The organism is Reyranella sp., from assembly GCF_965279625.1.
Lineage (GTDB): Bacteria > Pseudomonadota > Alphaproteobacteria > Reyranellales > Reyranellaceae > Reyranella.
Map to the genome: position 1 here is coordinate 4,152,797 of NZ_OZ257251.1, position 26,411 is coordinate 4,179,207.

The window sequence follows — 26,411 nt, forward strand, 5'->3', positions numbered from 1 at the left end:
CATCCTTGTTCGGGGATCACGCCCGCCAGAAGCGCTCGACCTTCCTGAACTCCTTCCAGGCCCGCTCCAGTTTGCGGCGTCGGCGCTTCTCGCCGGTTGCCGCCTGCCTGGCGAGGACCTTGAGGGCCGAGGCCGTGTCCTCGGTGGGACGGGAGGCCGTCGCGATATCGGCCAGCATGCGAGCCGCCGTCGCGCGATCGTTCAAGGCGCCGAGCGCGCCCTGCAGGCGCACCGTTGCCTCGATATAGGGCTTGGCTGCGGGCGAGGCAAAGGCGGGGCTGAGGTAGGTCGCGGCATAGCGCAGCTTCTTGATGCCGATGCGCAGCTGATGGAGCTGCTCCTCGCTCAGCCGGGCGAACAGGCGGCCTCGGCGGACCACCTTGGCATGGCGGGAATCGAGGATGTGACGGCCGAATTCGTCGAGGCGCAGCTCGCCCCGGACCTCTTCCGAGGCCGGATGCGCGGCAAAGGTGGCGAGCCGCTCGTCGAAAGCCTCGTAGCGGGCGCTGCCGAGGGCGGCACGGGCGCGCTCCAGGTGGCTGGCGGCCAGCCGCGCGCCGACGCGTTTCACGACCGGGGGAACGTCGGCAACGCTTTCGGTGAGGAATACATGCAGGTCACGTGCGGGCCCGCATTCGCTCGCCAGCCACTTGGCTTCGGCCGAAAGAGCGCGCACTTCCGGGCCATCGACCGCAGGGCGAAACACGCTGAACGCCGCGCGCAGGCGGCGCAGCGCCACCCGGGCCTGATGGATGCCAATCGGCCGACGGCTCTGGAGAACGATGTCCCGATACTTCGAAAGATCGGCCCGGCAGGAGCCGGCGATCGTTCTGAGTGCCATTTCGGCAGGGGTTGCAGGGGTAAGCTTTGGCCCGGAAGCTGACATTGCCTCCGACCGTAGCGGCGCCCGGCGAAGGGGCAACCGCAAAGAGCGACAGTCCGATGAAGCTTTTATGTCATCGGGGAGACTGATCCGATCCCTCCGCTTCGCGGATTTCACTGGCCAGACCCGCGCTGGCAGTCGCTTTTACCCGTCTTTGCAGTGGCGGCGGCAGGCCCGCGTGGCTTAGAATCGTTCCATGAGTATCGATGCGGCGGCCTTCAAGAAGGGCATGCGCCACCTGGCGGCAAGCGTAACCCTGATCACCACCCGGGTCGGGGACCAGCGGGGCGGGCTCACCGCCACGGCGGTCTGTTCGGTTTCGGCCCAACCGCCGCAGATCCTGGTCTGCGTCAACAAGACCGCGAGCGCCCACGACCCGATCGGCGAAGCGGGTTTCTTCTGCGTCAACATCCTGAGCCCGGAGCATCGCAAGCTTGCGGAGCGCTTCGCCGGCATGGACGGCACCGAGGGCGACGAACGGTTCCGGGATATGGGCGAGTGGAGCACGCTCACCACCGGCGCACCGGTGCTGAAAGGGTGTCCCGTGTCGTTCGACTGCAAGCTGGTCACCGAACTCTCGGCCGGTACCCACACGATCTACATCGGCGAGATCGTCGACGTAGCCCTGCACGACAGTGCTGCACCGCTTCTCTACGCCGACGGCGCCTTCGTGCATGGCGACGCCCTGAAGAAGGCTGCCCAGGCAGCCTGAACGAGCGGGGTTGCGCCCCGGCACCAACCCACTATGTTCCCGCCCGCCCGAACGGGCGCCTGCTGGGGCGTCGCCAAGCGGTAAGGCAGAGGATTTTGATTCCTCCATTCCCAGGTTCGAATCCTGGCGCCCCAGCCAATGCGCCCCCTTCGAGGGCTCCGAGGTCCGTCTGCTGTCCTGTGTCTGCTGCCCTGGATGAACCGCTCGAGCGACAAGGTCTATGAACTTTCTGAAAAACACGCTTCTGGTCGTCGTTCTCACCGCTGTTTGCGCGCTTTGCCTCGAGGGCATGACCCGGCTCTTCCTCGACACCGGCATGCTCTACGAAGTCGAAATGTGGCGCTACGCGCGCGACGTGAAGGTGCGGGACATGCGGCCCGACCTCGGACATCGGCACCGCCCCAATGCCGAGGCGCAGCTGATGGGCGTCAAGGTGACGACCGACAGCCACGGTTTCCGGTCCTCTGAGATTCCCGAGAAGGCGCCGCCGGGCGTGGCGCGCATCGCCTTCGCGGGCGATTCGACGACCCTCGGCTGGGGCGTCGCGCAGAACGAGACCGCCGCCGCCCGGGTGACGGCTGCGCTGGTCGCCGAGGGCCGCAAGGTCGACAGCTACAATCTCGGCGTCGGCAATCACAACACGTTGCAGGAGCTCACGCTGTTCCGCGACACGGCAGCGAAACTGAAGCCCGACATCATCGTGTTGAGCTATTTCATCAACGATGCCGAGCCGATGCCGACCTATGGGCAGACCTCGTGGCTCGACGAGCATTCGGCCGCCTGGGTCGTCTTCAAGTATCGCCTCGACTCGCTGATGCGCCAGTTCGGCGAGGCGCCCGACTGGAAGCGGTACTATCGCGAACTCTACAAGGATGACGCCGCCGGTTGGCAGCAGACCCGCAAGGCCCTGCAGGGGTTCGCGACGACGGCACGCGAAATGGGCGTCAAGCTGGTCGTGTTCAACATTCCCGAGCTGCGCGAGCTGAAGCCTTATCCGTTCACCGACGTCACCGCCAAGGTGAAGGCGGACGTCGAGGGGCTGGGCGTTCCCTTTTTCGACATGCTGCCGACCGTCCAGGATCTCGATCCGCCGAGTCTTTGGGTGACGGTCCCCGATCCGCATCCCAACGGCGCTGCGATGGCGGCCTTCACGAAGATGATGGTGCCCGAGCTCAACACCCTGTTGGACGGGCTGTGCCGCGACCAGGGCAAGGGTTGCAAGTGATGCGCTTCCTCAAGGACACCCTGCTGGTCGTGGTTTCGCTCGCCTTGAGCGTCGTCGTGGCCGAAGGCGTCGTCCGGTACATCGACGGCTATCCGATCCTGCTCACACCGCTCGGCGAACCGATGGGGCTCGCCAGCGTGAAGCAGGACTCGGTCGACAAGGTCTCGAGAGCCGCCGGCGTCGAACGTGACTGGTTCTTCGTCGAACCGTCGCCGCTGCCCAACAAGCGCGCCATTCCCGACGACTGGGAGCGCCTCTATCGCTTCGTCGAGGCCAATCCCGTCGGCGGCATGGCGTTCCGCCCCTCCGATGCCTTCAAGGTCTGGAACACCAGTTTCTCCGGCGATCCCTGCAAGCACTGGTTCCTGCGTCATGCTCCCGGTCAGCTCTTCCTCTACGATGGGCCCGATGGCCAGCCGCGTCCGCCCTACCGGTTCCTGCCCGACGTCACGATCCCGAGCGGGTTGACCACCAACCAGATCGGCTGGCGCGGTCCTCCGATCGAGAATCCGAGACCCGAGAAGACGGTGCGCATTGTCTTCGTCGGCTCCTCGACCGTCGTCGAGGCGCATCATCTGCCCTACTCCTGGCCGGAATATGTAAACCACTGGATGAACGTCTGGTCCCGCGCCAAGGGGCTCGGCATCCGGTTCGAGGTCCTGAATGCGGGCCGCGAAAGCATCAGTTCCACGGACATCGCCGCCGTCGTGCGGACGGAAGTGATTCCCCTCAGGCCCGACCTCGTGGTCTATCACGAGGGTGGCAACCAGTTCCGGCCGGCCTCGATCGTCGAGAAGGTGCCGCAGGATCCGGTCACCCGGCCCGTGAGCGCGCAGGAACCGGCCGCCGTGAAGTTGCTGAAGGAGGCCGCGCGCTACTCCGCCCTGATCGGCCGCATCCAGGCGGCGTTCGCCATGGCCGGTTCGGCTGCAGGCGACAATAGCGGCGCGGAGTGGCCCAAGCCCGACTACAAGGTCGTCTGGCCAGAGGGGCTCGACGAGATGAATCCCAATCTCGACTTCGCCAACCTGCCGGTGAACCTGAACCTCATCCAGAAGGACCTCGACCAGATCCGCGCCGACCTCGCGACGGTCGACGCCGACATGGCGCTCACCTCGTTCTTCTGGATGGTGAAGGACGGGCTGGTCGTCGATCCGGTGCGGCACAAATTCATCATCGAGCAGCTCAATGCCGCTAACTGGCCGTACCGCTATCGCGACCTCGAACGGCTGGCGAAGTTCCAGAACCGCCTGTTCGCCAAGTACGCCGCGGTCCACGGGCTCGCTTTCCTCGATCTCGTCGGCAACACGCCGTTTGATCCGGACCTGTTCGTCGATGCCGTGCACACGTCCTATGCCGGGACGCGCATTCGCGGCTGGGCGGCTTTCAACCTGCTGGTGCCGCTGGTCGAGAAAAAGCTGGCCGACAAGGCCTGGCCGCGCGCCTGGCCGGCGGGCGCGTCGACGGCGCTTCCCACCTTCTCGCCGCGCCTGACCAAGCTCGATTGCAAACCCTGAGGATCACTCCGCGTAGCGGTGGAGATGCTCGAGCAACAATTCGTTCACCCGCTCGGGCATCTGGTCGGCGGCATAATGACCGACGCCGGGCAGCACCTCGAAACGGTAGGGCGCGGCGATGAACTCGCCCGTGCCTTCGGCGGCGGCGCGGCCCACCGTGTCGTCGGCATCCCCCCAGAGGTAGAGCGTCGGCACCTTGATGGGGCCGAGCGGCATCCGCTCGCCGCGGGCGCGATACCAGGCGAGCGCGGCTTCCATGGCCGGTGCGGATCCGAGCACGGACAGATGAAGGTCGATCGCCTCCTTCGGCACGCCCTCCTTGGTGTGCCGCGTGCGCAGCCAGGCGCAGTCGTTCGCCAGCACCTTCGGCACGGCATCGGGCTCGAGGAATGCCTGATGATGGCCGGAGCGGCGCTTCTGCTCACCGTCCGGCATCGCCAGCGCCCGCGCGAACGACATGGGATGGGGGCGTGACAGGATGGTGAGGGAACGCAGCTTCTCGGGATGACGGAAGGCGATGGCCCAGGCGAGACTCGCGCCCCAATCGTGGCCGACGAGATGGAAGCGTCTGTCGCCATGGCCCACCGCGGAGACGAGGTCGAGCGCATCGGCCGTCAGTTTATCGAAGCGGTAGGAGTCGAGGTTACTGGGATCGGGCCGGGCGCCCGCCGAATAGCCGCGCTGGTTCGGCGCCACCGCGAAGTAGCCGGCCTCTCCCAGCATCGGGACCTGCGCCTTCCAGAAATGCCGCGACACGCCGAACCCGTGCAGCATCAGCACCAGCGGGGCCGAGTCGTCGCCGGCCACGGAGGCGTCGAACACCAGGCCGGGCGCGGTTTCCATGTTGCGGACTTCCATCTCGGTCATTCTCCTTCGCCGGTCCCGGCGCGGCCCCACTTCGCTTCGAGACGACGCCAGGCGCGGGTAAGTCGCGCGGCGCGATCCTCGAACAGGTCGGGGGCGACGTCCTTGCCCAGCACTGTTTCCTCGACCTCATGATGGGGCCGCGTGCCGCCATCGGCCAACAGGTGCTCGACGGCGACGCCGCGCTCTGCGAGACGCCGCGACACCAGCACCGTGCGATGGCAGTCGAGCGGCTCCTTCTCGGCGCACATCAGGCAAAGCACTGTCTCCTGTGCTTCGTCGATCACGCGATCCAGCGCCGCCGTGAATTCCGGACGCGCGGCGAGGTGGTCGTAGCTGCCACCCGCTTGCGGCTTGCCGCCGAGGGCGGCGCCTTCATGGACATAGTCAATGCCGGCCTCGGCCAGCGACCGTGCGAGGTTCTTCTGGCCGAACTGCGGATGGCGGCGCGACCACGGCGTGGAGCGTACGTCGACCAGCCGTTCGACGCCGCCCGCCTTCAGCAACGCCACGAAGCGTTCGATCGGATGGTTGGAGTGGCCGATGGTCTTGACTGGCTTCATGCGAGGCGGCGCACCTGGTCGATGAAGGCCTGCGTGGCGGCGGAAGGATCGTCGCGGCGGCAGGCGAGGTTGAGCGGCACCTTGATCGCGGGCCGCCCGGTGAGGGGGCGATACGTTACACCCTCGAGCGGCAACCTGCTGAGCGACGCCGGCACGATGGTGATACCGAGACCGGCGGCCACGAGGTTGAGGGTCGAGACGATGCGCGGCGCCTCCTGGCTCACGTGGGGGCTGAAGCCCGCGGCGCTACAGGCCGCGATGATGACGTCGTAGAGCCCGCGCCCTTCGGCCCGGCGATAGAGGATGAAATCCTCGGTCGCGAGGTCCTTCAGGGTGAGCTTCGGCCGGCGTGCGAGCCGGTGACGCGCTGGCAGGGCGACCGACATCTCCTCGTGCAGCAGCTCGTACAGGTGAAGCCCCTGCGGCTCGACGAGGCCGGAACGGATGAAGGCGATGTCGAGCCGCTCGTCGCGCAGCGCGGCCAGCAGGTCGCCCGAGCTGTTCTCCTCCAGCACGAAGGAAATGTCGGGGCGGTCGCGGCGGAACTCGCGGATGGCGCGGGCCACCAGCGGATGGAAGGGCGCCGAGGTGGTGAAACCCACGGCGATCCGGCCGGTCTCGCCGCGCGCCGTGCGCCGCGCCTTCACCGTGGCGCGTTCGACGGCGGCGAGGATCGCCTCGGCGTCGGCCAGGAACGAGCGGCCGGCATCGGTCAGGCTGACGCCGCGCGGATGACGCAGCAGCAGCGGCGCGCCGATCTCCCGCTCGAGCGCGCGGATCTGCTGGCTGAGCGGAGGCTGCTGCATGTGCAGCTTCTCGGCGGCGCGCGTGACATGGCCTTCGTGCGCCACGGCGACGAAATAGCGGAGGTGCCGCAGTTCCATAATCATATCCAGAAAGTATGGAGATAGAAGTTATCATATATTTGAACACTGCATAGTCCGGCCCTAGACAAGCCCTCGTCCTCACTCTTGGGGAGCTCTGGGATCGGCGAGGGCAAGATGACGATAACGATGGCCCTGGGGCTCGGCGTCCTGATGGTGTTCACCGCCTTCCTGTCTGGCATCTTCGGGATGGCGGGCGGGATGGTGCTGATCGGCGTGCTGCTGTTCCTGCTGCCGTTGCCCATGGCCATGGTGCTGCATGCGGTGACGCAGATGGCGTCGAACGGCTGGCGCGCGCTGCTGTGGCGGCGGCATATCCAGTGGCGCATCACGGTTTTCTACGTGGTGGGCTGCTTCATCGCTGTCGGGATCTGGTCGCTGACCCTCTACGTGCCCGAGAAGGCCGTCGCCTTGCTGATGCTCGGCCTCTCGCCTTTCGTGCTGCGGGTCGTGCCGACGCGGTGGATGCCGGCGACGCTCGGACCCCTGCAGGCGCTGGGCGGCGGCATCGCCTGCATGGCGCTGATGCTGCTGACCGGCGTGACCGGTCCGCTGGTCGACCAGCTGTTCCTGCGCTCGCCGATGAACCGCCAGCAGATCGTCGCCACCAAGGCCTCGTGCCAGGTGTTCGGTCACGGCTCGAAGCTGCTTTATTTCGGCGCGCTGATCGAGGGGGCGGGCTCGGTCGAGCCTTGGGTGCTGGTGATGGCGGTAGGTGCCTCGATGCTCGGCACCTCGCTCGGCAAGCAGATCCTCGAACGCCTGTCGGATGCTCAGTTTCGCACCTGGGCGGGACGCCTCATCACCGTGCTGGGTCTCTACTATGTCGGCTATGGCTTGGTGCTGTTGACCGGGATTGCGTAAGATGGCGCGTGGACATTCCAGAAGGCTTTCGAGAACTCACTGAGGCGACCGGATTCACCGCGGCCAACGGACCGTGGTTCGAGAAGGTCGAGGGAAACAGGGTCTGGCGCGGCTTCATGCCCGGCCCGCAACATGCCAATGCGCTGGGCATCGTGCATGGCGGCATGCTCGCGGCCTTCATCGATGCCGCGCTGGGCTCTGTTGTCTATCGCGCCATCGACCGGCGCTGCGTCACCCTGAAGCTCACGCTCGACTATCTGACCCCGGCGCGGGTCGGCGACTGGCTCGAGGCCACGGGCGAGCTGCTGGGCCACGACGAGCATGTGGCGCAGGTGAGGGGCCGTCTCTATGGTCCGCGCCACGATGTGCTGGCCGGGCTGGGCGACTTCGCGCTGCTGCGGCCGGGACGCCCCCTGAAAGTCCGGAGTTAGAGTGTCTTCCTACGAAATACCCGACGATCCGCCCGAAGGTTTCAGTCTCGTCGATTTCGCTCGCGGCCGACCCGAGCCGAACTTCAATACCCATGCCGGCAACATGTACGCCAAGCGCGGCGAGAAGGGTACGCGCGACGAGTTCGTGCTGGCGATCCGCGTGCAACAGAACATGTGCAACCCGGCGGGCGGCCTGCATGGCGGCATGATGATGACGGTGGCCGACCTCGTGGGCACGATGGGCGGCGGCTATCTCGCCGGTCTGCGCAAGTTCCTGCCGACCGTCAGCATGACCTTCGATTTCGTGGCGCCGGCGCGCGTAGGCGACTGGGTCGAGGGCCGTGCCGAACTGATCCGTCAGACGCGCACGCTGCTGTTCACCAACATCTATCTGACCGTGGGCGACCAGAAGATCCTGCGCGCCTCGTCGATCGCCAAGATCTCGTCCGGCGACGGGCTGGGTTACACGAAGACCGGCGCTAACGCCCCGGCGGCCGCGACCTGAGGGAGGATTTCAGGAAGTCGACGAAGGAGGTGACGCGGGCCGAGATGCCGCGTCGCGCCGGCACCAGTGCCAGGATGTCGGCGCCCTCGAACGACCACGGCGCCAGCACGCGCCTGAGTTCGCCGCGCTTCACGAAGGGGCCGGCGTCCCACTGCGAGCGCAGCATCAGGCCGAGCCCGGCCAGCGCCCAGTTGCGCACGACCTCGCCGTCGTTGCTGGTCAGCGTCGGCGTCACGCGCACGGCGCCGGCGCGGCTGCCGCGGCGGTGGCGCCACAGCGTCACATCCTCGTTGTTCTCGCGCACGCAGAGGCACTCGTGCGCCAGCAGGTCGCGCGGATCGGCCGGCGTGCCGCGCCGGTCGAGATAGGCGGGCGCGGCGCAGACCCAGCGGTCGTTGCGCGCCAGCACGTGCGCCACCCAGGTCGAATCGCGGACCGCGCCGATATGAACCACGACATCGGCATCCTCGCTGTCGGTCCAGGGGCGTTCGGAGAGATCGAGCGTCACGCGGATCGCCTCGTGCCGTTGGGCGAAGCGGGCGACGAGCGGGGCCACGTGCAGCCGGCCGAAGCCGAAGGGCGCGACCACCCGCAATGGCCCTGCGAGGCTGCCACCCTCCTTGCCGAGCAGGTCGGTGAGCGCGCCCATGCGGGCCAGCATCGCCTGCGCCTCGCTCACCAGGTGCTCGCCTTCGCCGGTGAACCGCAGGCGGCGCGAGCTGCGCACGACCAGGCTGACGCCGAGCGTCCGTTCAAGCTTCTTGAGGCGCAGCGACAGGGCCGGCGGCGTGACGTTGAGCGACCGCGCCGCGCCGCTCAGCGAGCCAGTGCGCGCCAGCGCTTCCATGAACTGCAGGTCGGCCAGTGTGATCATTCAGTTTTATTTAACTGAACTGTTCGTCGGATTTAAGCACCAACGGCCTGCGGCTTGCTACGTTGGGCGCATGACGACGACCTTTCCCAAAGCCGTGCTGTTCGACCTGCTGACGGCGCTCCTCGACTCCTGGACCCTGTGGAACGACGTGGCGGGCTCGGCCGAACGCGGCCGCGCCTGGCGGGCCGAGTATCTGCGGCTGACCTATGGTTGCGGCAGCTACGTGCCCTACGAACAGCTCGTGCGCGAGGCCGCCGTGGCAACCGGCCTGGCCGAGGGCGCGGCGGACGCGCTGGAGACGCGATGGCTGGAACTGCCGCCCTGGAGCGGTGCGCAGGCGACCCTGGATGCGCTGGCGGGCCGCACGAAACTCGGCGTTGTCACCAACTGTTCGATCCGGCTCGGCCGGCAGGCGGCGGGGCGGCTGCAGACGAACTGGGACTGCATCGTCACCTCCGAGGAAGCTGGATACTACAAGCCCGACCCGCGCCCCTATCGCCGGGCACTGGAAGCCTTGGGCGTCGCGCCGCAGGAAGCGGCCTTCGTCGCGGGCTCGGGCTACGACCTGTTCGGTACCTCTGCGGTCGGCCTCAGGACCTACTGGCACAACCGCGTCGGTCTCGCGCGCCCCGACGGCGCGCCGCCCGCCGGCCTCGAGCGGCCGACGCTCGACGATCTTCTCCCCTGGCTGGAAGGACGTTTGTCATGATCTTGCGCCGACTTCTGCTCACCCTCGCGCCGCTCCTGCTGGCGGCCGGCACGGCCACCGCCCAGAGCTTTCCCACCAAGCCGCTCACCCTGATCGTGCCGTTCCCGGCCGGCGGTCCCAGCGACGCGCTGGCCCGCGCGCTCGCGCAGGGCATGGCGGCGGATCTGAAGCAGACCGTTGTGGTCGAGAACATCGGCGGCGCCAGCGGCACGATCGGATTGACGAAGCTCGCGAACGCCGCACCCGATGGCTACACGATCGGGTTCGGCACGATCGGCACCCACGTCGCCAACGCCGCCCTGTTCAAAAAGCTGCCCTACGATCCGCTGACCGGCTTCGAGCCGATCGGCCTCGCCGGCACGGCGCCGCTGCTGCTGGTCGCCAAGGCTGGCCTGCCGGTCTCGAACCTCAAGCAGTTCATCGCCTATGCCGAGAAGCACAAGGCGGACATGACCTATGGCAGCGCGGGCGTCGGCTCGATCTCCCACTATGCCTGCGTCGTGCTGCTGTCGGCGCTCAAGCTCAACATCACCCATGTGCCCTATCGGGGCGTGGCACCGGCGATGAACGACCTAATGGGTGGCCATATCGATTTCATGTGCGACCAGACGACGACGGCGCTGCCGCAGATCGCCGGCGGCAAGATCAAGCCGCTTGCCGTGCTGAGCGACCAGCCTCTGCCGCAGCTTCCGGGAGTCGCCACGGCGGCCAGCCAGGGCTTCGACGTCAACCTGCGCTCGTGGAACGCGCTGTTCGCGCCCAAGGGCACGCCGCAACCGGTCATGGCGCGACTCAACGAGGCGCTGCGGGCGGCCGTGGCCGATCCTGCGCTGGTCAAGCAAATGACGGCGGTCGGTGTCGATCTGCCGTCGCGGGAGGCGCTGCAGCCCGCTACCGTGACGGCCCTGATCGCGCGGGGGCTGGAAAAGGACGTGCCGGCGCTGAAGGCGCGCGGAGAGTATCTCGACTGAAGGGTGAACACTTGAAGCTGATGGACATCGAGACCCCGGCGGCGCTGATCGACGAGCGCCGCATGGCGGGTAACATCGCGCGCATGCAGGATCATCTCTCGGCGCTCCGCGTTCGCCTGCGGCCGCACGTGAAGACCTCGAAATGCATCGAGGTCGCGCGCGCCCAGCACGACGCGGGCGCCGTCGGCATCACCGTCTCGACCCTGAAGGAGGCCGAACAGTTCTTTGCCGCGGGCTTCGCCGACGTGCTCTATGCGGTCTGCATCGTGCCCGACAAGCTCGACCGCGCACTGGCGCTCATCCGTCAAGGCTGCGCGCTGACCCTGCTGGTCGATTCGGTGGCGGCGGCCGAGGCCGTCGTGGCCAAGGGTAAAGCCACGAGCCAAGTCTTCGAAGTGATGATCGAGATCGATTCCGACGGCCATCGCTCGGGCGTGCAGCCCGAGGCGCCGGAGCTGATCGCGATCGGCCAGGTGTTGCAGGCGGGCGGCGCGACGGTGAAGGGCGTGCTCACCCATGCCGGCAGTTCCTACGATCTCGACACGCCGGAGGCGCTGCAGGCGCTGGCCGAGCAGGAGCGGGCCCTGTGCGTGCGCGCCGCCGAGCGTCTGCGCGCCGCCGGCATCGCCTGCCCGGAAGTCAGCATCGGCTCGACACCGACGGCGATCGCCGTGCAGCATCTCGAAGGCGTCACCGAGGTGCGCGCCGGCGTCTACGTCTTCTTCGATCTCGTGATGTCCAATGTCGGCGTCTGCACGCCGCAGGACGTGGCGCTCTCCGTGCTGACCGAGGTGATCGGCCACCAGCCCGATAAGGGCTGGGTGATCGTCGATGCCGGCTGGATGGCGATGAGCCGCGACCGCGGCACCCAGCGCCAGAAGATCGACTATGGCTACGGCGCCGTGTGCGACGTCGAGGGCAACGTGATCGACGGGCTGATCGTGTCGGGCGCCAACCAGGAACACGGCATCGTCGCGCGCCGCGACGGCACGGCCGATACGGGCCTCGTCGAACGCTTCCCGATCGGCGCGCGACTGCGCATCCTGCCCAACCACGCCTGCGCCACCGGCGCGCAGTATCCGTCCTACCTCGCCGTGACGCCGGCCGGCGACGCCACGACCTGGCCGCGCTTCCAAGGCTGGTGAGTCAATGGAGCGCGCAACTCCAGAGAGTGTGAAGTTATTCTCTCTGGATGCTGGGGATCAGTATTTGAGGGTATGGCGCCGTGGCGTTGGTCGGTTTCTGGATCAGCCCGAGGCGTGGTTGAGGGCAGCAGGCCTTCGAAGCGCCTTGCTTAGGCACTCCGGGGGCATTTGAGCTGGAGGAAGTTGAAGGCATGGACGTGCCAGAGCACGATCGCCTCGACCTTCTCCCTGCCGCGCACCAGCAACTGTCGCAGGCCGTGGTTGCGCATGTGGGCATGAGGCCGCTCGGTGGCAAAGCGCCTTCGATAGATCGCCATCGCCTCGTCGCTGGCCATGCGCCGCCTCCAGGCGATGGTCCCCGCCTCGTCGCCCCGCTTCGGGGCCGCCGGATCGCCCTTGCTTTTCGGGAGCGGACTGAACAGCTCGACGCCCAGCGCATGCACCTTCTCGATGTCGCTCTTGCTCGTGTAGCCGCCGTCGGCCAGCAATCGCGTTGGTTTCACGCCATAGCGCTGCTCGATCTCGTTCAGGGCCGGCTCCAGCAGGCCATAATCGGAACCTCGGTCGGTGACACGGACGCCGACGATGTGAGCGCCCTTGGCCGCCGTCGTGAACTGCACGTTGTAGGCCAGCCGCACGCTGCCGTCGGCCATCTTCATGAGCCGCGCCTCGGGATCGACGGTCGAGGCGCGAGCCTCCTTATCGGGGTCCTGGGGCCTCTCCTTGCGGCGCTGCTTCTGCCTTTGCTCCTCACGCTGGCGCTCGATCTCGGCTTGCGCCTCGCGAGCCTTCGCAAGCCGCCGGACCCGCTCCTGCGCCGCCGACAGGCGGCGGGCCAGCGTCCGGCGCTGCGCCGCCACGGGGTCTTCGTCGACCTCTACCGCCATTCGCTCGAGCACTTCGTACGCCGCCCTCTCCAGCATCGCCAGACGCTCGCTGCGGCGGAACGTGCCGCGGTTCGCCGCCGCCTGAAGCTTCATGCCGTCGACCGCCAGCGTGTCGACCTGCACCGCACCCGAGGAGATCAGCCCCGCCATCGAACTCGACAGAAGCCTGTTCAGCACCGGACCCGCACCGGCCCGGAAGTCCGACAAGGTGTGGTAGTTCACCGTCACCCCGCCGAGCAGCCACCGATAGGCCGCATCCGACTGGCACAGACGGTCCAACAACCGCGCGCTGCCCACACCTTCGAGCGTCGCGTAAAGCCATAACGACACCAGGATCGCCGGATCGATCGCAGGACGGCCGCTCGACGACACCGTCGTCTGCACGCGGGCGTACAACCGCGACAGGTCCAGACCCTCGACATAGTCCCAAACCTGCCGCGCACGGTGATCCAGCGACAGAAGGTCGTCCAGACAACCCTGCCGGAACTCCACCTGCCCCCGCTCCGCCGTCTCCAGACGCAACCCCGCCGGCCTGCCCTTCGCCATCCAACCCTCCCTCTAAGGAGGCCTTCAGCGAATCAAAAATCGACCACCGCCGCCAGAGATTTCTTCACACGCTCTCCAGTTGCGCTCATATCTCGCCGATCGACGAAGCTTGAGCGCAACTGGAGTTGCGCGCTCCAATGAGGCTTAGACCGTCGCGCCGAAATGGCTGCCCAGCGCGCGGCGGCCGGAATCCGTGAGGCGCACGGTGCGGCTGCGGCGCAGGCGCTCGGCCCAGCCGCGCCTGAAGAAGGTGTCGGCGATGGCCGCGCCCAGCGCGCCCGAGATGTGCGGCCGGCGCTCGCTCCAGTCGAGGCACTGGCGCGCGAAGTGACGCGTGCTCGCCTGGCGCGCCGTGCCGAGATCGACTCCCAGTTTTCCGCAGAATAGCTCGCCCGACGGTGTGAGCTGCCAGTCGCGTGGCCCCTTGGGTTCGAGATGGCCATGCCGGGTCAGCGAGTCGGTGACGGCGATGCCGACCTGTCCGGCGAGATGATCGTAGCAGGTGCGGCAGAAGCGGAGATCCGGGTCGCGCCGCCACGCCGCGCTCTTCGACGCCGGCGTCGCCCGTGCACCGGCCAGCGCCATCAGCGATTCGATGGCGTGCGCCACCTCGGGCGACGCCAGGCGATAGAAGCGGTTGCGGCCCTGGGCGCGGGCGGCCAGCAGGTTCGCCTCCACCATGCGCGCGAGATGACCACTCGCTGTCTGCGCGGTGATGCCGGCATTGTGTGCGAGGTCCGACGCCGTATGGGCACGGCCGTCCATCAGCAGCGACAGCATCGAGGCGCGGGCCGGATCGCCCATCAGGGCGGCGATCTCGGAAAGGGCATTCACGGTGGTCATGGGCGAAGTCTAGGGCCGGCCGTCCGCGGTCGCCACGGTCAATCGTTCGGTGGAGGCCGAAGTATCATAGACATGCCTCCCCCGTATGACGGGGGAGGAGCAAGTGCAGCTACCGCCACTTTGGATTGGCGATGGCGATCTTGTCGGCGATGGTCGCTTCGAGATGGGCCATCAGCGCGGCGTCGGTCTCGTCGCGTTTGCCGCTGCGCAGCTCACGCGCGAGTTCGTGGTTCAGCTCGTCGAGCGGGGCGTCGCGGCCGAGCAGTTCGACCAGACGCTTGTGCTCACGTGCATCGGCGGAGGGTCCGAGGCGCACCTCGCGTTCGAGGATGGCGAGCGAGTTCACGGCGACCCGCATCTGGAAGCCGAGCCGCGGCTCGGTGCGGTCGAGAGCCGGCGTCGCCTCCTCTCGCAGGAAGTCGGCGATGGCGGCCAGAAGTTCGGCGGCGGTGGGACGGTCCTGGGCCACGATCAGGCTCCCTGCTTCAGGAGTTGCAACAGGTCGACTTCGGTCTCGACGGCACGCCGGCCGATCGAGGCATGTTCCATCGACTTGATCGAACCGGAGAGGTGCTTCCAGGCCTGGTTGAGGCAGATGATGCCCCAGTGCGCGGTGCCGAAGACTTCCCACCAGTGAGCACGAACCGGATCGACCGTGCCGCCGCCCGCGCGCTCGTAGGCCGCCCACAATTCCTCGCGGCTGCCGAAGCCGCCGGCCGGCTTGTCGATCGCACCGAAGCGCCAGCTCTTGACGCACAGCCAGCCGAGATCCTCCACCGGGTCGCCGAGATGGGCGAGCTCCCAGTCGAGGATGGTCGTCACGCCGGTCTCATCGACCAGATAGTTGCCGGTGCGGTAGTCGCCATGCACCAGCACCGGCCGCTCGAGCGGCGCGGGCTTGCGGCGGTCGAGCCAGGTGAGGGCCAGCTCGAAGACCGGTTGCGGCTGGCCCAGCGCATCGAGGGAGCGGCGCAGCTCGGCGATATGGTCGGCGGCCTCGCGGCGCGGCAGCGGCGGCAGGGTGGCTGGATCGGTCGCATGGATACGGGCCAGGATTTCGCCGAGCTGGCCCGCGATCTTTCCGCGCGCGGCCTCGTAGGGCGGATCGCGCAGCAGCTTGCGGGCGATGGCGATGCCGCCGACCCGGCGCATGACATAGGCGTCGCCCAGCCCATCCTGCGGTGTGAGTTCGAACAACGGCTCGGGGGAACGGACGTCGGCCTCATGGGCGGCGCGCAGCACGCGGAACTCGGTGGCGCGATCGATCGCGACCGCGCGTTCGCGCTCGGTCTTGCCTTGAGCCGGCGGATCGCGGCGCAGGATCAGCGCGTGGCGCTCGCCCTTCACCACGGCGTCGAAGCTCCAGGTCTGGCGCGAGGCGCCGCCGGACTGGCGGGACAGGGCTTCGATGGCGGCGGGCGCGCCGAAATGGCGATGGGTCGCCTCGGCGAGGATGCGGGCGACGGTTTCAATTTCAGTCGACGTGTGAACGTTCATTTACCGGGACTGTGGCACAGGCTTCGCCGCATGGTAAGAGGACCGCGCCAACTGGGGAGATCAGCAAAGTGTCGAGTGCCTTCGCCGCGATGAACGGCCTGTACCTGGAAGACCTCAAGCCCGGCATGTCGGCGATGTTCGGCAAGACCGTGACCGATGCCGACATCGTGGCCTTCGCCGGGGTTTCCGGGGACACCAACCCGATCCACCTGCATGACGGGTTCGCCCGCACCACCCGCTTCGGCCAGCGCATCGCGCACGGCATGCTGAGCGGCAGCTTCATCTCGACGGTGATCGGCACCAAGCTGCCGGGACCGGGCGCGGTCTATATTTCCCAGACCATGAATTTCATGGCGCCGGTCCTCATCGGCGAGACGATCACGGCCGTCGCGACCATCACCGCTATCGACGAGAAGCGCCGCCGCGTCACGCTCAAGACCCAGTGCCTGAACGGCGACAAGGTGGTGATCGACGGCGAAGCGGTCGTGCTGGTGCCGCGGCGCGACGCGGCCTGAGGCGGCGGCATGGTTCCGGTGTTCGACGACTGGCATTCGGTGCCGCCCGAGTGGACGGGCGGCGTGGTGGCGCTCGGTAATTTCGACGGAGTGCATCACGGCCACCAGGCGCTTCTCGCGCATGCGCGGGAGAAGGCCGCGGCGCTCGGCGCACCGCTGCTAGCCTTCACCTTCGAGCCGCATCCGCGCGGCTTCTTCGTGCCCGACACGGGACCGTTCCGGCTGACGCTCGCGCCGGCCAAGACGCGGCTGCTCGCCGAACACGGCGTGAAGGCGGTGCTGGCCCAGCACTTCGATGCGGCGTTCGCGGCCCTTGCGGCGGCGTCGTTCGTCGAGGACGTGCTCGTGAAAGGGCTGGGCGCGCGCCATGTCGTCTGCGGCTACGACTTCACCTTCGGCGCCCGGCGTAGCGGAAACGTCGAGATGCTGCGGGCTGAAGGCAAGGCGCGCAGCTTCGACGTCTCGGTGCTCGATCCGGTGACGCACGAAGGCGAGATCTATTCCTCGACCCGCATTCGCGAGGCGCTGCGGCACGGCTGGGCACGCGAGGCCGCCGGGCTGCTGGGACATCAATGGGAGATCGAGGGTCAGGTCGAGCTGGGCGATCAGCGCGGCCGCACGATCGGGTTTCCGACGGCGAATGTGGCGCTGGGCGAACATCTGCGTCCCCGCTTTGGCGTCTATGCCGTCCGCGCCCTGGTCGACGGCGAATGGCGCAACGGCGTCGCGAACCTCGGCAAGCGCCCGACCTTCGGCAAGCTGCAGGAGAATTTCGAGGTCCACCTGTTCGACTTCGCGGGCGACCTCTACGGCAAGGTGCTGCGGGTCGCGCTGATCGACTTCATCCGCGCCGAAATGAAATTCACCGGCCTCGACCAGCTCAAGGCGCAGATCGCGGCCGACGGGGAGCGCGCGCGCGCTATCCTCGCAGCCTGAGCAGACCTTCGAGAAAGAGATCGAGCGCGGCGTCCATCGCCGTGAGGGCTTCCTGCGAAGACGCGACGCCCCATTGCGGCAGGTGGCCGTCGACGCGCATGCGCGCCAGTCCATAGACGAAGGCGCGCCCGGCGAGCTTTGCGCCGGCGGGTGCGCCTGCCGCATCGAGCAGGCGGCCCATCAGTGTCTGGATGTCCTCGTTCTCGCGCTGCATCGACGGCGAGCTCTCATAGTCGATCAGGCCGCGGTTGGAGACGACGGCGAAATGGGTCGGATTCTCGGAGGCCCACTGGAGATAGGCGCGGCCGATCGCCCTGAGCTGGACGAGCGGCGGCTGGTCGGCAAGCGGCTCGACCGCAGCCAGGACTGCCGCATGCAGCCGGTGCGTCGCCTCCTCGGCCACGGCCGTCATGAGCACGGTTCGGTTGGGGAAATGGCGGAACGGCGCGCCCGATGAGACTCCGGCGCGTCGTGCTGCTTCGCGCACGGTAACGGCCTCCGGCCCGCCTTCCTCGACCAGCCCCAGAGTCGCTTCGATCAACGCCGCGCGCAGCGTGCCATGGTGATAGGTGCGGCTGGGCTTCTTCTTCGCTTTGGCAAGGGGGCGTTGGGCCATCGCGGCCAAGGCTAGCATCACGGGCATGTGAATGTAAGCAGTGCGTACACTGCATTGACCCATGTCCCCGCCGTAAAGTAAGCAATGCTTACATTGCGGAGGGATGCCATGACGAAGACCCGATTGTTCGAAGGCTGGCCCTTGCTGGGCCTGTTGTCCCTGTCCCTGTTGGGCATTTCCGCTCTCTGCCTCGCGGGCCATGCTTACGAGGTCACCGGCGTGAGGATCGTGATCCGGATCACCGCGCGCACCTCGCTGGTCCTGTTCGCCCTGGCCTTCGGCGCGCAGGCGATGCTGACGCTGTGGCCCTCTGCGCTGACGCGCTGGCAACGCCGCAACCGCCGTCAACTCGGCCTCGCCTTCGCCGTCTCGCACACGATCCACGCCGCGGCGATCCTGGCCTTCGCCCGGATGGACCCGCAGGGATTCCACGAGCATGCGATGCCGGGGACGCTGGTGAGCGGGGGCATCGCCTATGCCTTCATCATCGCGATGGCGGCGACATCGTTCGATCGAACGGCCGCCTGGGTGGGGCCGGTAGCGTGGCGGATGCTGCATTGGCTGGGCGGCTATTATCTCTGGGTGTCGTTCATCGTGACCAACGGCAAGCGGATCGGTCAGAGCCCGTTCTATGCCCTGCCGGCGGTACTGATGCTGGTCCTCCTGGGATTGAGGATTGCCGCGCGGCGCCGGACGAGGTTGCGATCGACCCCGGCCTGACGATGCGGGGACGGCAGACTGGCGGTCGCTCGTGAGGTATTGAAGCCCGTCACCTGATGGGAGAAGGCGGATGAAGGCGTCCGAAGCGGGAGCGTTCTGGGAACGCAACGCCGAGACATGGACGCGTCACGTGCGCGCCGGCTACGACATCTACCGCGACGCGCTCAACTCTCCGACCTTCCTCGACGCGCTGCCACCCGTTGATGGCCGGCGCGGCCTCGACATGGGATGCGGCGAGGGCGCCAATACGCGTCATCTCGCCCGGCGCGGCGCCCGCATGGACGGCATCGACATCGCGCCGACCTTCATCCGTCATGCGCGAGCTGCCGAATCCGCCGCGCCGCTCGGCATCTCCTATGCCGTGGCCGACGGCACGTCGCTGCCCTTTGCCGCTTCGAGCGTCGACTTCGTCACCGCCTTCATGTCGCTGATGGACATGCCCGACATTGACGGCGTGCTGGCGGAGGCGTGGCGCATCGTCAGGCCGGGCGGCTTCCTGCAGTTCTCCATCCTGCATCCGTGCTTCTCGCCGCCGCACCGCAAGGTGCTGCGCGATGCCAGGGGCGAGACGAGGGCGGTCGAGGTCGCGGACTATTTCAACGGCCGGCACGGCGACATCGAACGATGGGGCTTCGGAAGTGCTCCGCCGGCGGAGAAGGCCACCAGCCCGCTCTTCGAGGTGCCGCGCTTCCACCGCACCCTGTCGCAATGGGTCGATGCTCTCGTCGGTGCCGGTTTCGTCCTGGAACGTATGGTCGAGCCTTGCGCCAGCGCGGAACTGGCGGCGGCCCAGCCGGTGGTCGCCGACACGCGCGTCGTGCCGCAGGCGCTGATCGTGCGGGTCAGGCGCCCGTGGGGGCCGTCGGGCGCTCCTTGACCCCCCCGACCCCCATCCCTAGATTGCGCGCCCTATGTTCACCAGGGCTTTCCAGGAGCGAATTACCCGCCCGGTCCGCTGACCGCGGCCGGGTCGTCTTGCCTGCCAGTGGCCACCTGACGTGTGGCCGGAATTTGCTCCCTCCTGCGCCGAGTTTCTTGTGACAACTGACTATAAATCCAGCGTTTTCCTACCCAAGACCGACTTTCCCATGCGCGGCGGCCTGCCCAAGAAGGAGCCGGAGCTCCTGAAGCGATGGGCGGAGATGAATCTCTGGGAACGGATTCGCAGCGAGAGCCGGGGCCGCCCGAAGTTCGTGCTCCACGACGGGCCTCCCTATGCCAACGGTCACCTCCATATCGGCCATGCGCTCAACAAGATCCTGAAGGATCTCGTCAGTCGCACCCAGCAGATGATGGGCAAGGACAGCCACTACGTGCCGGGCTGGGACTGCCACGGTCTCCCGATCGAATGGAAGATCGAGGAGCAGTATCGCGCCAAGAAGCAGGACAAGGACCAGGTTCCGATCGTCGAGTTCCGGCGCGAGTGCCGGGCCTTCGCCGATCACTGGATCACCGTGCAGCGCGAGGAGTTCAAGCGCCTCGGCGTCGACGGTGACTGGGACAATTATTACTCGACGATGAAGTACGAGTCCGAGGCCGTCATCGTCCAGGAACTCGGGAAGTTTCTGCTGAACGGCGGCCTCTACAAAGGCTCGAAGGCGGTGCTCTGGTCGGTGGTCGAGAAGACTGCCCTGGCCGAGGCCGAGATCGAGTATCACGACCACACGTCGGACACGATCCATGTGCGCTTCCCGGTCGTGCAGTCGAAGGGTGGCAAGCTCGACGGCGCCTCGATCGTGATCTGGACGACCACGCCCTGGACCATGCCGGGCAATCGTGCGCTGGCCTACGGCGAGGACATCGCCTACGCGCTGGTCGAGGTCGCTGCCGTCGCCGAGGGCAGCAAGGCCAAGGTCGGCGAGCGGCTGGTGCTGGCGCGTGACCTGGTCGACGCGGTCGCCGCGGAAGCGAAGTTCACGCCGACGATCGTGGCCGAGGTTTCGGCCGAGGATCTCGAGGGGCTGCTCGCCGCCCATCCGTTCCGCGGCCAGGGCTACGAGTTCGACGTGCGCCTGCTGCCGGGCGGGTTCGTGACCGCCGATGCCGGTACTGGCTTCGTGCATATCGCGCCGGGTCATGGTGCCGACGACTACGAGCTGGGCGTCGCCAACGGTGTCGAGGTGCCGGACACGGTTGCCGAGGACGGCACCTACTATCCGCACGTCCCGCTGTTCACCGGCAAGCGCGTCTACACGCAGGACGGCAAGAAGGGCGACGCCAACCGCACCGCCATCGCGCTGCTCGACGAGGCGGGCAAGCTGCTGGCCTCGGGGCGCATCACGCATTCCTATCCGCATTCCTGGCGCTCCAAGGCGCCGGTCATCTTCCGCAACGCGCCGCAATGGTTCATCGCCATGGACAGGCCGATCCCCGAGATCGGCGGCACCTTGCGCGAGAAGGCGCTGGCGGCAATCGACGTGACGCGCTTCGTGCCGCGCGCCGGCTACAACCGCCTGCGCTCAATGATCGAGACCCGTCCCGACTGGAACGTCTCGCGCCAGCGCGCCTGGGGCGTGCCGATCGCAGTGTTCGTCGACAAGAAGACCGGCGAGCCGCTGCGCGACGCGCAGGTGATGGCCCGCATCGTCGAAGCCTTCCGTGCCGAGGGCGCGGACGCCTGGTTCGAGAGCCCGCCCGAGCGCTTCCTCGGCGACAAGTACGACGCCGCCGAATTCGAACAGGTGACCGACATCCTCGACGTCTGGTTCGACTCCGGCTGCACGCACGCCTTCACGCTCGAAGGCAACGAGCGGCTGAAATGGCCGGCCGACCTCTATCTCGAAGGCTCCGACCAGCATCGCGGCTGGTTCCATTCCTCGCTGCTGGAGAGCTGCGGCACGCGCGGTCGCGCGCCCTATGACGGCGTGCTGACGCACGGCTTCACGCTCGACGAGCAGGGCCGCAAGATGTCGAAGTCGCTGGGCAACATCACGGCGCCCCAGACGGTCTGCGACCAGTACGGCGCCGACATCCTGCGTCTGTGGGTGGTCGGCACCGACTATACCGAGGACCAGCGCATCGGGCCGGAGATCCTGAAGCACCAGGCCGAGGCCTATCGCCGCCTGCGCAACACGCTGCGCTATCTGTTGGGCAGTCTCGAAAGCTACTCGTCCGACGAGACGATGGCTTTCGCCGAGATGCCCGAGCTGGAGCGCTGGGTGCTGCATCGCCTGGCCGAGCTGGACGCGGTGATGCGCCGCGCGGTCGACGATTACGACTTCCATACGATTGCGACGGAGCTGCACAATTTCTGCGCCGTCGATCTTTCGGCCTTCTACTTCGACATCCGCAAGGACTCGATCTACTGCGATGCCGCCGACACGCCTCGCCGCCGCGCGGCGCGCACCGTGATGGCCGAGGTGTTCTCGTTCCTGACGGCCTGGCTGGCGCCGATCACCTGCTTCACGGCCGAGGAGGCCTGGCTCGCGCGGCCGGGCGACATGCCGGACGGCAAGGCCGAGAGCGTTCACCTGCGTCTCTATCCCATCATCCCCTCGGCCTGGCTCGATGCCGCACTCGGCGAGAAGTGGAAGACCGTGCGGGCGCTGCGCCGCGTCGTGACCGGTGCCCTCGAACTCGAGCGCGCCGAGAAGCGCATCGGGTCGAGCCTCCAGGCCGCACCGGTGGTCTATGCCACGCCGGAATATTTGAAGGCTTTCGAGGGGCTCGATCTGCGGGATTACTGCATCACCTCGGGCGGCAGCCTGGTGTCGGGCGAAGGGCCGGCCGGTGCCTTCACGCTGCCCGACGTGCCCGGTGTCGCCGTGGTGCCGACACTTGCCGAAGGCACCAAGTGCGCGCGGTGCTGGCAGGTGCTGGAGGAGGTCGGCAAGTCGCCGGCCCATCCGCTGCTCTGCCTGCGTTGCGAGGAGGCGGTGTCTGCATGAGACGGATCGACCGCCAGGCGATGGCCCTGCTCGTCGTCACCCTGGTGGCCGATCAGGTCTCCAAGCAGCTCCTGCTGTCCTTTCTGGTCAAGGCCGGCGCCATCGTGACAGTGATCGACGGGTTCTTCCGGCTGGTCATCGTCTGGAATCGTGGTGTCAGCTTCGGTCTGCTGGGCGGTGACCAGGCGTTGCCGCCCTGGGTACTCTCGGGCGTGGCGATCGCCGTCTGCGTCGGACTATTCCTGTGGCTGCGACGAACCGACCGCCCCCTCACCGGATGGGGCATCGGCCTTGTCATGGGGGGAGCCATCGGCAATGTTATCGACCGTGCCCGTTGGGGGGCGGTGTTCGATTTCGCCGATTTCCACATTGGACATTGGCACTGGCCGGCATTCAATGTCGCCGATGCGGCAATCGTCGTCGGTGTGGGGCTCATGCTCATCGACTCGCTGCTGGGCGAAAAGAAACCGTCGCCCTGAAGCGGCCATGATCGGCGGACAAAAGCCTACTACCAAGGACGGACGATGAAACCGACTCTGCTCCCGATTCCATTGGCACTTCTGGCCTGCGGCACCCTCGCGTTGGGCGGCTGCAGCGCCTTCGAGAATCTCGGCGGCAACAAGAAAGTGTCGCCCGACGAGTTCAAGATCGTCTCGCATTCGCCGCTGACGATGCCTCCGAATGCCGAGCTGCGGCCGCCGCGGCCGGGCGAGCCCCGTCCGCAGGAAGTCACGCCTGCCGATCAGGCCAAGGAAGCGCTGTCGCCGGCGCTCGCCGGTCGCACCCAGGCCCGCGTCAATGCCGGACCCGATGCGCCGCGCTCGGGCAGCAGCGCCGAGCAGTCGCTGGTCGCTCGCGCCGGCAAAGGCGGCATCGACCCCAACATCAGGGGCCAGGTCAACACCGACACCAAGACCCTGGCCGAGAGCGACAAGTCGTTCATCGATGGCCTGATCTTCTGGCAGAGCTCGCCGCCAGCGGGCGTACTGGTCGATCCGGCCAAGGAGCAGCAGCGCATCCAGGATGCCCAGGCTGCCGGTCAGCCGGCCGCCGGCCCGACGCCGACGATCACCCGTCGCAAGCGCGGCCTGCTCGAAGGCATCTTCTGAGTTCCGTTCCGCTCCCCGGCCGCCGCGCTCTGCTCGGCGGCCTCCTGGCGGGTGCGGCCGTCTCGCCGTCCGGTCCGGCGCTCGCGAAGCTGTTTGCCGTCGAGAAGCGCAACGCCGAGACCTTCACCTTGGCCAACGGCCTAGAGGTCATCGTGCTGCCGTCGAGGCGCGCGCCGATCGTGACCCAGGTCGTCGTCTACAAGGTCGGCAGCGCCGACGAGACGTTCGGCCATACCGGCGCCGCGCATTTTCTCGAGCACATGATGTTCAAGGGCACCGACCAGGTGCCGGCCGGCGAATTTTCGCGCATCGTCTCGCGCAACGGCGGGCGCGACAACGCCTACACGACCTTCGACTCCACGGGCTACCACCAGACCATCGCGGCCGAGCAGCTCGAGCTGGTGATGCGCATGGAAGCCGACCGCATGACCAACGTGCATCTCACCGAGCGCGAGATCGTGCCCGAGCGGCAGGTCATCCTCGAGGAACGCCGCATGCGCACCGACAACGTCCCGGCATCGCTGCTCGACGAGGCGGTGCGCGAGCAGCTCTTCGGCCTTCACAAGCCCTATGCCATGCCGGTGATCGGCTATCCCGACGACATCCGGAGCCTCAGCGTCGACGACCTCGCGAGCTTCTATCGTCGCCACTATGCGCCCAACAACGCGATCCTGATCGTGGCCGGCGACATCACGACCGAACGGGTGCGTGAACTCGGCGAGAGATATTACGGGCCGATCGCCCGCCGCGAGATCGGGCCGCGTCTGCGTCCCTCGCAGGGCGGCACCGACCTGCCGCAGAAGGTGGTCCGCGCCGATGCGCGCGTCGCGGAGCCGCGCTGGTCGCGCCTGTGGCTGGGGCCGTCCTACCGTGTCGGCGAGACGAAATACGCCTATGCGCTCCAGGTGCTGGCCCGCCTGTTCGGCGGCAGCGAGACCAGCCGCCTGTCGCGCGTCCTGGTGGAGGAACGCAGGATCGGCCTGTCGGCCTGGGCGTCCTACGGCCCCTCGAGCCTCGGCCTCACCTCGTTCGACATCGGTGTGCATCCCGCGAAGTCGCGCAGCATGGAGGACGTCGAGGAGGCGGTGACCGCCGAAATGAAGAAGCTGCTCGACGGCGGCGTCACCACCGAGGAAGTCGTGCGCGCGCAGAATCAGCTGCTGGCCGCCGCCATCTATTCTCAGGACTCGCTGGCGAGCGGTCCGCGCATCTACGCCTCGGCGCTCAGCACCGGCGGCACGGTGGCCGACGTCGATGCCTGGCCGCAGCGCATCTCCGCCGTCACGCCGGACGAGGTGCTGGCGGCCGCCCGGCATGTCTGGCGCGACGACGGCGCCGTCACGGCGCTGCTGACCCCGGCCGCGAGGGGCGGATGAAGCAATTGCGCATGCTTGCGGCCGCGCTCGCCGGCCTGTTGGTCGTCCTGCCCGCCGCCGCGGGCGCGATCGAGATCCGGGAGATCACGACACCGCTCGGCATCAAGGCCTGGCTGGTGGAGGACAAGAGCACGCCCGTCGTGTCGCTCTCCTTTTCGTTCTCGGGCGGCACCGCCACCGATCCGGCCGGGCAGGCCGGCATCACCGATCTCATGGCGGGCCTGCTGACCGACGGCGCCGGATCGATGGAGGCGCAGGCCTTCCGCCAGCGCCAGGAAGATGCCGCCGCGTCGCTCGGGTTCAACGCCTCGCTCGACCGGTTGACGGGCTCGCTGCGTGTTCTGTCGGCCAATCGCGACGAGGGCTTCGAGCTGCTGCGGCTGGCACTCACCCAGCCGCGCTTCGACCCCGACATGGTGGCCCAGCGCCGCGCGCAGACCATCGCGAGCATCAACCAGGCGGCCCAGCGGCCGGGCTCGGTGGCGGGCCGGACGCTGATGGAAACGCTGTTCGCGGGACATGCCTACGCTGCCGATCCCGACGGCACGCCGGAAGGGCTGGCGGCCGCCACGCCGGACCTCCTGAAGAAGCGGGCGGCGGAGCTTCTGTTGCGCAACGGCCTGATCGTCTCGGCGGTCGGCGACATCGGCGAGGCCGAACTGGCGCGCCAGCTCGACCGCTCGTTCGGTGTCCTGCCCACCGGCACGCCGCCGTCGCTGCCGCCGCAATGGGTGCCGCCCACCAAGCCGCGTGTCGTCGTCGTCGAACGGCCGGTGCCGCAGAGCTCGGCGCTGCTGGCGCTGCCCGGCATCGCGCGCGACGATCCCGCCTGGTACGCCGCGCTGGTGATGAACCACGTGCTGGGTGGCGGCGGGCAGCAGTCGCGACTGTTCAACGAGGTGCGCGAGAAGCGCGGCCTTGCCTACAGCGTGTCGAGCGGGCTGCGCACCTACAAGCGCGCCTCGCTGCTGCTCATGTCCACGGGCAGCGCCAACGAGCGCGTCGCCGAGGCGCTCGAAGTGATCCGTGCCGAGATGGGACGGATGCGCAACGACGGCGTCACCGACGCCGAGCTGTCTGACGCCAAGACCTATCTCAGCGGCGCGCTCGCCCTGTCGCTCGATTCGTCGGCCTCGATCGCGGGACTGCTGCATTCCATGCAGATCGACGGCCTGTCGCCCGATCACCTGACGCGGCGCGCGGCACTGATCGCCGCGGTTACGCTCGACGACGTTCGCAAGGTCGCGCGGCACCTCCTGCGCGATGACGCGTTGACCACCGTGGTGGTCGGCAAGCCGGTCGGCGTCACGCCCGAACCCTGAGGAGATCAGC

The 26,411-nt window shown here is 67.7% G+C and carries 28 protein-coding genes and 1 tRNA gene; 19 read left to right on the forward strand and 10 right to left on the reverse strand.

Annotated elements, in window-relative coordinates:
• Nucleotides 1-16: 16 nt before the first annotated feature.
• Nucleotides 17-841, reverse strand: a complete 825-nt coding sequence (locus ACQY78_RS20180) for a CHAD domain-containing protein (protein ID WP_428678002.1) — start codon at nucleotides 839-841, stop codon at nucleotides 17-19.
• Between the two features lie 238 nt (nucleotides 842-1,079).
• Here ACQY78_RS20180 and ACQY78_RS20185 point away from each other — a divergent pair, with 238 nt between their 5' ends.
• The 4 genes from ACQY78_RS20185 to ACQY78_RS20200 all read left to right on the forward strand — a co-directional run bounded on the left by ACQY78_RS20185 (nucleotide 1,080) and on the right by ACQY78_RS20200 (nucleotide 4,337).
• Nucleotides 1,080-1,595 (forward strand): flavin reductase family protein, encoded by a 516-nt coding sequence (locus ACQY78_RS20185; RefSeq protein WP_428678004.1) that lies wholly within the window; start codon nucleotides 1,080-1,082, stop codon nucleotides 1,593-1,595.
• Between the two features lie 63 nt (nucleotides 1,596-1,658).
• Nucleotides 1,659-1,733, forward strand: a tRNA-Gln gene (locus ACQY78_RS20190).
• 82 nt (nucleotides 1,734-1,815) lie between these two features.
• Entirely contained in the window at nucleotides 1,816-2,820 is a 1,005-nt protein-coding gene (locus ACQY78_RS20195) for an SGNH/GDSL hydrolase family protein (protein ID WP_428678006.1), read from the forward strand.
• Nucleotides 2,820-4,337 (forward strand): hypothetical protein, encoded by a 1,518-nt coding sequence (locus tag ACQY78_RS20200; RefSeq protein WP_428678008.1) that lies wholly within the window; start codon nucleotides 2,820-2,822, stop codon nucleotides 4,335-4,337. Before ACQY78_RS20195 ends, ACQY78_RS20200 begins: the two co-directional genes overlap by 1 nt.
• Nucleotides 4,338-4,340: 3 nt before the next feature.
• On the opposite strand, the gene ACQY78_RS20205 is transcribed toward ACQY78_RS20200, so the two are convergent.
• The 3 genes from ACQY78_RS20205 to ACQY78_RS20215 are packed head-to-tail and all read right to left on the reverse strand — an operon-like array spanning nucleotide 4,341 to nucleotide 6,648.
• Nucleotides 4,341-5,204, reverse strand: coding sequence for an alpha/beta fold hydrolase (locus ACQY78_RS20205; protein ID WP_428678010.1), 864 nt, complete (start codon nucleotides 5,202-5,204; stop codon nucleotides 4,341-4,343).
• Entirely contained in the window at nucleotides 5,201-5,764 is a 564-nt protein-coding gene (locus ACQY78_RS20210) for a DUF488 family protein (RefSeq protein ID WP_428678012.1), read from the reverse strand. The genes ACQY78_RS20205 and ACQY78_RS20210 overlap by 4 nt, the downstream gene beginning before the upstream one ends.
• Nucleotides 5,761-6,648: a LysR family transcriptional regulator gene (locus ACQY78_RS20215; RefSeq protein WP_428678014.1), complete on the reverse strand. Its 888-nt coding sequence runs from the start codon at nucleotides 6,646-6,648 to the stop codon at nucleotides 5,761-5,763. The genes ACQY78_RS20210 and ACQY78_RS20215 overlap by 4 nt, the downstream gene beginning before the upstream one ends.
• A 117-nt stretch (nucleotides 6,649-6,765) precedes the next feature.
• On the opposite strand from ACQY78_RS20215, the gene ACQY78_RS20220 reads away from it, so the two are divergent.
• The 3 genes from ACQY78_RS20220 to ACQY78_RS20230 are packed head-to-tail and all read left to right on the forward strand — an operon-like array spanning nucleotide 6,766 to nucleotide 8,448.
• Nucleotides 6,766-7,512, forward strand: a complete 747-nt coding sequence (locus ACQY78_RS20220) for a TSUP family transporter (RefSeq protein WP_428678016.1) — start codon at nucleotides 6,766-6,768, stop codon at nucleotides 7,510-7,512.
• Nucleotides 7,513-7,520: 8 nt separating this feature from the next.
• Nucleotides 7,521-7,943: a PaaI family thioesterase gene (locus ACQY78_RS20225; protein ID WP_428678017.1), complete on the forward strand. Its 423-nt coding sequence runs from the start codon at nucleotides 7,521-7,523 to the stop codon at nucleotides 7,941-7,943.
• A 1-nt stretch (nucleotide 7,944) separates the two neighbouring features.
• Nucleotides 7,945-8,448 (forward strand): PaaI family thioesterase, encoded by a 504-nt coding sequence (locus ACQY78_RS20230; RefSeq protein WP_428678019.1) that lies wholly within the window; start codon nucleotides 7,945-7,947, stop codon nucleotides 8,446-8,448.
• On the opposite strand, the gene ACQY78_RS20235 is transcribed toward ACQY78_RS20230, so the two are convergent.
• Entirely contained in the window at nucleotides 8,423-9,322 is a 900-nt protein-coding gene (locus ACQY78_RS20235; RefSeq protein ID WP_428678021.1) for a LysR family transcriptional regulator, read from the reverse strand. The genes ACQY78_RS20230 and ACQY78_RS20235 overlap by 26 nt on opposite strands.
• A gap of 70 nt (nucleotides 9,323-9,392) precedes the next feature.
• Between ACQY78_RS20235 and ACQY78_RS20240 the strand changes: the two genes are divergently transcribed.
• Genes ACQY78_RS20240 through ACQY78_RS20250 form a run of 3 tightly spaced genes read left to right on the forward strand, consistent with a single transcriptional unit; the run spans nucleotide 9,393 to nucleotide 12,147 of the window.
• A complete protein-coding gene (locus ACQY78_RS20240) occupies nucleotides 9,393-10,031 on the forward strand; it encodes an HAD-IA family hydrolase (protein WP_428678023.1) in 639 nt (212 codons plus the stop codon).
• Nucleotides 10,028-11,002 (forward strand): tripartite tricarboxylate transporter substrate-binding protein, encoded by a 975-nt coding sequence (locus tag ACQY78_RS20245; protein WP_428678025.1) that lies wholly within the window; start codon nucleotides 10,028-10,030, stop codon nucleotides 11,000-11,002. The genes ACQY78_RS20240 and ACQY78_RS20245 overlap by 4 nt, the downstream gene beginning before the upstream one ends.
• A 20-nt stretch (nucleotides 11,003-11,022) precedes the next feature.
• Complete coding sequence (locus ACQY78_RS20250) at nucleotides 11,023-12,147, forward strand: DSD1 family PLP-dependent enzyme (RefSeq protein ID WP_428686445.1); 1,125 nt, start codon at nucleotides 11,023-11,025, stop codon at nucleotides 12,145-12,147.
• A 149-nt stretch (nucleotides 12,148-12,296) separates the two neighbouring features.
• On the opposite strand, the gene ACQY78_RS20255 is transcribed toward ACQY78_RS20250, so the two are convergent.
• The 4 genes from ACQY78_RS20255 to ACQY78_RS20270 form a co-directional block, all read right to left on the reverse strand.
• Complete coding sequence (locus ACQY78_RS20255) at nucleotides 12,297-13,580, reverse strand: IS1182 family transposase (protein ID WP_428677558.1); 1,284 nt, start codon at nucleotides 13,578-13,580, stop codon at nucleotides 12,297-12,299.
• 144 nt (nucleotides 13,581-13,724) lie between these two features.
• Nucleotides 13,725-14,423, reverse strand: coding sequence for an ArsR/SmtB family transcription factor (locus tag ACQY78_RS20260; RefSeq protein WP_428678027.1), 699 nt, complete (start codon nucleotides 14,421-14,423; stop codon nucleotides 13,725-13,727).
• A 109-nt stretch (nucleotides 14,424-14,532) separates the two neighbouring features.
• Entirely contained in the window at nucleotides 14,533-14,892 is a 360-nt protein-coding gene (locus tag ACQY78_RS20265; RefSeq protein WP_428678030.1) for a DUF6285 domain-containing protein, read from the reverse strand.
• Nucleotides 14,893-14,894: 2 nt separating this feature from the next.
• Nucleotides 14,895-15,920, reverse strand: coding sequence for a phosphotransferase family protein (locus tag ACQY78_RS20270; RefSeq protein ID WP_428678032.1), 1,026 nt, complete (start codon nucleotides 15,918-15,920; stop codon nucleotides 14,895-14,897).
• 68 nt (nucleotides 15,921-15,988) lie between these two features.
• On the opposite strand from ACQY78_RS20270, the gene ACQY78_RS20275 reads away from it, so the two are divergent.
• Both ACQY78_RS20275 and ACQY78_RS20280 read left to right on the forward strand, forming a co-directional pair.
• Complete coding sequence (locus ACQY78_RS20275) at nucleotides 15,989-16,435, forward strand: MaoC family dehydratase (protein ID WP_298318575.1); 447 nt, start codon at nucleotides 15,989-15,991, stop codon at nucleotides 16,433-16,435.
• A gap of 9 nt (nucleotides 16,436-16,444) precedes the next feature.
• Nucleotides 16,445-17,371, forward strand: a complete 927-nt coding sequence (locus tag ACQY78_RS20280; RefSeq protein WP_428678034.1) for a bifunctional riboflavin kinase/FAD synthetase — start codon at nucleotides 16,445-16,447, stop codon at nucleotides 17,369-17,371.
• On the opposite strand, the gene ACQY78_RS20285 is transcribed toward ACQY78_RS20280, so the two are convergent.
• Complete coding sequence (locus ACQY78_RS20285) at nucleotides 17,355-17,987, reverse strand: TetR/AcrR family transcriptional regulator (protein WP_428678036.1); 633 nt, start codon at nucleotides 17,985-17,987, stop codon at nucleotides 17,355-17,357. The two genes, ACQY78_RS20280 and ACQY78_RS20285, sit on opposite strands and share 17 nt — an antisense overlap.
• A 108-nt stretch (nucleotides 17,988-18,095) precedes the next feature.
• On the opposite strand from ACQY78_RS20285, the gene ACQY78_RS20290 reads away from it, so the two are divergent.
• The 7 genes from ACQY78_RS20290 to ACQY78_RS20320 all read left to right on the forward strand — a co-directional run bounded on the left by ACQY78_RS20290 (nucleotide 18,096) and on the right by ACQY78_RS20320 (nucleotide 26,401).
• Nucleotides 18,096-18,707, forward strand: coding sequence for a hypothetical protein (locus ACQY78_RS20290; protein WP_428678038.1), 612 nt, complete (start codon nucleotides 18,096-18,098; stop codon nucleotides 18,705-18,707).
• Nucleotides 18,708-18,777: 70 nt separating this feature from the next.
• Entirely contained in the window at nucleotides 18,778-19,584 is an 807-nt protein-coding gene (locus ACQY78_RS20295) for a class I SAM-dependent methyltransferase (RefSeq protein WP_428678040.1), read from the forward strand.
• A 211-nt stretch (nucleotides 19,585-19,795) separates the two neighbouring features.
• Nucleotides 19,796-22,594 carry an isoleucine--tRNA ligase gene (ileS, locus tag ACQY78_RS20300; RefSeq protein WP_428678042.1) on the forward strand — a complete coding sequence of 933 codons (2,799 nt, stop codon included), beginning with the start codon at nucleotides 19,796-19,798 and terminating at the stop codon, nucleotides 22,592-22,594.
• A complete protein-coding gene (gene lspA, locus ACQY78_RS20305; protein ID WP_428678044.1) occupies nucleotides 22,591-23,073 on the forward strand; it encodes a signal peptidase II in 483 nt (160 codons plus the stop codon). The genes ileS and lspA overlap by 4 nt, the downstream gene beginning before the upstream one ends.
• A gap of 45 nt (nucleotides 23,074-23,118) precedes the next feature.
• Nucleotides 23,119-23,703: a DUF3035 domain-containing protein gene (locus tag ACQY78_RS20310; RefSeq protein WP_428678046.1), complete on the forward strand. Its 585-nt coding sequence runs from the start codon at nucleotides 23,119-23,121 to the stop codon at nucleotides 23,701-23,703.
• A 128-nt stretch (nucleotides 23,704-23,831) separates the two neighbouring features.
• Nucleotides 23,832-25,079 (forward strand): M16 family metallopeptidase, encoded by a 1,248-nt coding sequence (locus ACQY78_RS20315; protein ID WP_428678048.1) that lies wholly within the window; start codon nucleotides 23,832-23,834, stop codon nucleotides 25,077-25,079.
• Entirely contained in the window at nucleotides 25,076-26,401 is a 1,326-nt protein-coding gene (locus ACQY78_RS20320; protein ID WP_428678050.1) for a M16 family metallopeptidase, read from the forward strand. The genes ACQY78_RS20315 and ACQY78_RS20320 overlap by 4 nt, the downstream gene beginning before the upstream one ends.
• Nucleotides 26,402-26,411: the final 10 nt, after the last annotated feature.